The following is a 4,496-nucleotide window of genomic DNA, read 5'->3' on the forward strand; positions in this document are numbered from 1 at the left end:
GAGCAAAGGCTAGGCTCAACCCGTTAATAACACCTGAGCCGTGCGATGGCCTTGCGACCTAGACCGCGAACTGCTCGGCCAGCACCCGCTCTTCCAGGCTGCGGCCGGCGTCGAACAGCATGGTGATCGACACGTCGCGGTCCTCGGCGACCCGCACGTCGGCGACGTGGCGGACCTCGAAGTTGTCGGCCACCGCGCTCACCGGCCGTTTGTCCGCCTCCAGGATCTTGAAGTCGACCTTCGCCGTGTGCGCCAGGAGGGCGCCCCGCCAGCGCCGGGGCCGGAAGGCGCTGATCGGCGTCAGCGCCAGGATCTTGGCGTCCAGCGGAATGATCGGGCCATGCGCCGAGAGGTTGTAGGCGGTCGAGCCCGCCGGCGTGGCAACCAGCGCCCCGTCGCACGACAGCTCGCTCAGGCGCACCTTGCCGTCCACCGAAATGCGCAGCTTGGCCGTCTGCCGCGTCTGGCGCAGCAGCGAGACCTCGTTGAACGCCACCGCGTCGTGCCGCTGTCCCGCCACGTCTACCGCCGTCATCCGCAAGGGGTGGATGACCGCCCGCTCGGCGGCGTTGATCCGCTCCAGGAGGCCGTCTTCGCTGTATTCGTTCATCAGGAAGCCGACCGAGCCGCGGTTCATGCCGTAGATCGGCTTCGCGCGGCCCATGCACGCGTGCACCGTCTCGAGCATGAAGCCGTCGCCGCCCAGGGCCACCACCACCTGCGCCCCGTCTGCGCCCGCGTCGCCATAGCGCTCGGCCAGCCGCTCGCGCGCCTCCTGCGCCTCGGGCCGGTCGCTGGCCAGGAAGGTCAACCGCGTGACGAAGGCTTCGGGCTTGAACATGAGGGCCGACAACGCCGCAAGCCGGCGCGTCTGTCCAGTGGCCGCAGCGTCAGAGCGCGCGGGCCGCCTGACGGAAGGCCGCGCCGGCGACACTGGGGCTGACCGGGGCGAAGGCGCCCGCCGCGCGCCGGGCCGACTCGTTGCCGCCGCCCGGCCGCCCGCCGTTCAGCTCGCGCACCAGCTCCAGGATGGTCGGGAAGACGCTGCGGTCGATGCCCACCGCCGCGCAGGCCAGGCCCAGCAGCTCGGGCCGGTCGGAATCGATCGCGCGCCGCACCTGGTCTCCGTCGAACCGCCCCAGCATGGCCAGCGCCGTCAAGAACAGCGTCAGCCGCCCTTCGCGCAGCGCGCGCACCAGATAGCCCGGCCGCAGCTGGCCTGCGCTGTGCAGCTTCTCGATGAGCCGGCGCTCCATCTCCTCGCGCTCGCCGTCGCGCACCGTCACCACCGGCGTCTTGCCCGGCTTGGGGGCTCCGGCGTGGGCCTCGGACACCGCCTCGGCCAGCGCCCGGTCCAGCGCTTCGGAATCCAGGCGGAAGCGGTCGGCCAGCGACTTGCGCAGCGCCAGGCCGACCCAGACGTACAGCTTCTCGGCCAGGTCGCTGGTCAGGCGCGGATGCCTGGACAGCGGGGTGCGCAGGCCGGCGATGGTGCGGGCGCGCTCGACCAGCTCGGCCATGTCGCGCGGCGACAGCTCGGCGGTGTCGTTGCCGGCCAGCGCGGTCAGCACCGCCGGTTCCCCTTGGTGCAGGATGGCAGAGACGATGTTCTGAGAGATGTTCGGGCGCCGGGCGATTTCGATCTGGTGCTCGATCGTGGCCTCGACCAGCAGCCGCACCAGGTCAAGGTCGCGGAGCAGGGGGCTCTGGGCGATCACCGGTCGGGCGATCTCGATCTCGTCGAGGGCCAGCACATTGACCAGCGCCGGCGGGACCCAATCGGCCGACGCCAGCTTCTCGGCCAGGCGCTGGCGAATGTCGCGCTCGGCCTCGACCACCAGGCTCATGAAGATCGACGACAGCAGGCCCTGGATCTGCGGGGACTTCATCGCGTCGCCCGCGTGCGGTGTGTCGCACAGGTCCACGATCGCCAGCAGCAGGCGTTCGCGGTCCGCGGGCGCGCGGCTCTTGGCGAGTTCGAGCAGGTTTTCGCTGCTCAGCGCGAGGCTCAAGGCCCAGTCCCCCATTGCCCAAACCGAAGTCGGCTGTAAGCGATCCTGATGAGCGCGAGTGAAAACATGCTTAAGCTCGGACGTTGACCAGACCGCACGTTCAAAACAGGGACGGAAAAGAGGGCATGGCCGATCCGCTGATCCTGGCGCTGGACCAGGGCACGACCAGTACGCGCGCGATCTTGTTCACCCCCGACGGCCAGGCGCTGGCCGAGGCGGGGCGGCCGCTGAAGCAGGTCTACCCGCGCGATGGCTGGGTCGAGCACGACGCCCAGGAGATCTACGAGGCCTCGGTCGCTGTCCTGCGCGAAGCTGTGGAGACTGCGGGCGCCGACATCGCCGCCGTCGCCGTCATCGGCATCACCAACCAGCGCGAGACGGTGGTGGTCTGGGACCGCAGCACCGGCCGCGCTATCCACAACGCCGTCGTCTGGCAGGACCGCCGCACCGAGCCCGCCTGCCAGCGCCTGCGCGCCAGGGGGTGCGAGGCCCGCGTCACCGAGCTCACCGGCCTGCTGCTCGATCCGTACTTCTCGGGTACCAAGCTCGCCTGGCTGCTGGACCACGTCTCCGGCGCGCGCGAAGCGGCCATGCGCGGCGACCTGCTGACCGGCACCATCGACACCTGGGTGATCTGGAAGCTGACCGGCGGCCGGGTCCACGCCACCGACGCCACGAACGCCTCGCGCACCTTGCTGTTCGACATCGCAAAAGGCGAGTGGTCCGCCGAACTGGCCGAGATGCTAGACGTGCCGCTCTCGCTGATGCCCCAGGTCCTGGACTGCAACGGCGACTACGGCGAGACCGAGGCTCCGCTGCTGGGCCGCGCCATCCCAATCCGCGGCGTCGCCGGCGACCAGCAGGCCGCCCTGATGGGACAGGGGTGCATCAAGCCGGGCGAGATGAAGGCCACCTACGGCACCGGCTGCTTCCTGCTGGTCAATACGGGCGAGACCCCCGCGCCGTCGCGCGCGCGCCTCCTGACCACCGTCGCCGCCCGTGTGGACGGCCGCACCACCTATGCGCTGGAAGGCGCTATCTTCATCGCCGGCGCCGCGATTCAATGGATCGAGGAGGGCCTGGGCGTCGAGGGCGGGCCCCAGGCGGTCGAGGCCCTGGCCGCCGCCGCCCGCGAAGACCACGGCGTCACCCTGGTGCCGGCCTTCACGGGCCTCGGCGCGCCCTGGTGGGACGCCAACGCTCGTGGGGCTCTGTTCGGGCTGACCCGCGACGCGGGGAGGGCCGAGATCGCCCAGGCCGCTTTCGACGCCTGCGCCCTGCAGACCCGCGACCTGATCGAGGCCATGCGCGGCGACGCGCCCTCCGCCTTCGCCGGCGGCGTCGAGATGCGCATCGACGGCGGGATGTCGAAGAGCCCTTGGTTCAGCCAGCGCCTGGCCGATCTCACCGGCATCCGCGTCTGCCGCGCCACCTACCGGGAGACGACCGCCCTCGGGGCGGCCCTCTTCGCGGGCGTGGGCGCTGGCGTCTACCGCGACCTCGCCGAGGCCGCCGCCTCGCGCCCGCCGACCGAGAGCTATCAGCCCCAGATGGACGCCGGCCGCCGCGAAGGCGCCTATGCGCGGTGGCTGGACGCGGTCCCCCGCGTGCGCACCGCTTGACGCGGCACCTCCGGGGGGCGACCCTGAACGGCGATAAGGAACAAGGCTAAGGGAGAGCCCCATGGCGGACGGATCGGCTGCGGGCGTGGTCTCGCTCAAGGGCAAGGTCAGCGCCGAGGAATGGCAGGCCCGCGTGGACCTGGCCGCCCTTTACCGCCTGGTGGCGCTGCACGGGTGGGACGACCTCGTCTACACCCACATCTCCGCTCGCATCCCGGGGCCCGAGCACCACTTCCTGATCAACCCGTACGGCATGCTGTTCGAGGAGATCACCGCCTCGTCGCTGGTGAAGATCGACCTGGACGGCAACGTCCTCCAGGAGACGCCGTACTTCATCAATCCGGCGGGTTTCACCATCCACTCGGCCGTGCACATGGCCCGCGAGGACGCCCACTTCGTCATGCACCTGCACTCCGACCAGGGCGTGGCCGTCGCAGCCCAGAAGGAGGGCCTGCTGCCGATCTCCCAGCACGCGCTGATCGTGCTGCCGCGGCTGGGCTACCACGACTATGAGGGCATCGCCCTGAACCTCGATGAGCGCGAGCGCCTGGTGGCCGACCTCGGCGACAAGCACCTGATGTTGCTCCGCAACCACGGCACGCTCTCGGTCGGCGCCACCGCCGGCGACTGCTGGGTGGGCATGTTCTTCCTCGAACGCGCCTGCAAGCAGCAGGTGATGGCGCTGTCGGCCGGGCGCGAGAACGTGCTGATGGCCCCGGAGGCCGCACGCGAGGAGGTGAAGATGCAGACCTCCCGCGGCATTGGCGGCAGCCTCGCCTGGCCCGGCTGCCTGCGCCGCCTCGACCGCGAACTCCCCGGCTACGACGCCTGAGGCTTACGCCCGCGACGCCCGGCAGGACGC

The 4,496-nt window shown here is 70.9% G+C and carries 4 protein-coding genes; 2 read left to right on the forward strand and 2 right to left on the reverse strand.

The genetic code is table 11. From position 1 onward, the window contains the following. Positions 1-58 precede the first annotated feature (58 nt). Positions 59-841 (reverse strand): NAD kinase, encoded by a 783-nt coding sequence (locus tag RIF93_RS18885; protein ID WP_309092997.1) that lies wholly within the window; start codon positions 839-841, stop codon positions 59-61. Positions 842-890: 49 nt separating this feature from the next. Continuing rightward, positions 891-2,012: a DUF2336 domain-containing protein gene (locus RIF93_RS18890; protein WP_309092998.1), complete on the reverse strand. Its 1,122-nt coding sequence runs from the start codon at positions 2,010-2,012 to the stop codon at positions 891-893. 125 nt (positions 2,013-2,137) lie between these two features. On the opposite strand from RIF93_RS18890, the gene glpK reads away from it, so the two are divergent. Continuing rightward, positions 2,138-3,634, forward strand: a complete 1,497-nt coding sequence (gene glpK, locus RIF93_RS18895; protein WP_309092999.1) for a glycerol kinase GlpK — start codon at positions 2,138-2,140, stop codon at positions 3,632-3,634. Positions 3,635-3,695: 61 nt separating this feature from the next. Next, positions 3,696-4,466 (forward strand): class II aldolase/adducin family protein, encoded by a 771-nt coding sequence (locus RIF93_RS18900; RefSeq protein ID WP_309093000.1) that lies wholly within the window; start codon positions 3,696-3,698, stop codon positions 4,464-4,466. The last annotated feature ends 30 nt before the right edge of the window (positions 4,467-4,496 follow it).

The organism is Phenylobacterium sp. (assembly GCF_031181185.1).
In the GTDB taxonomy this organism is placed as follows: Bacteria; Pseudomonadota; Alphaproteobacteria; order Caulobacterales; family Caulobacteraceae; genus Phenylobacterium.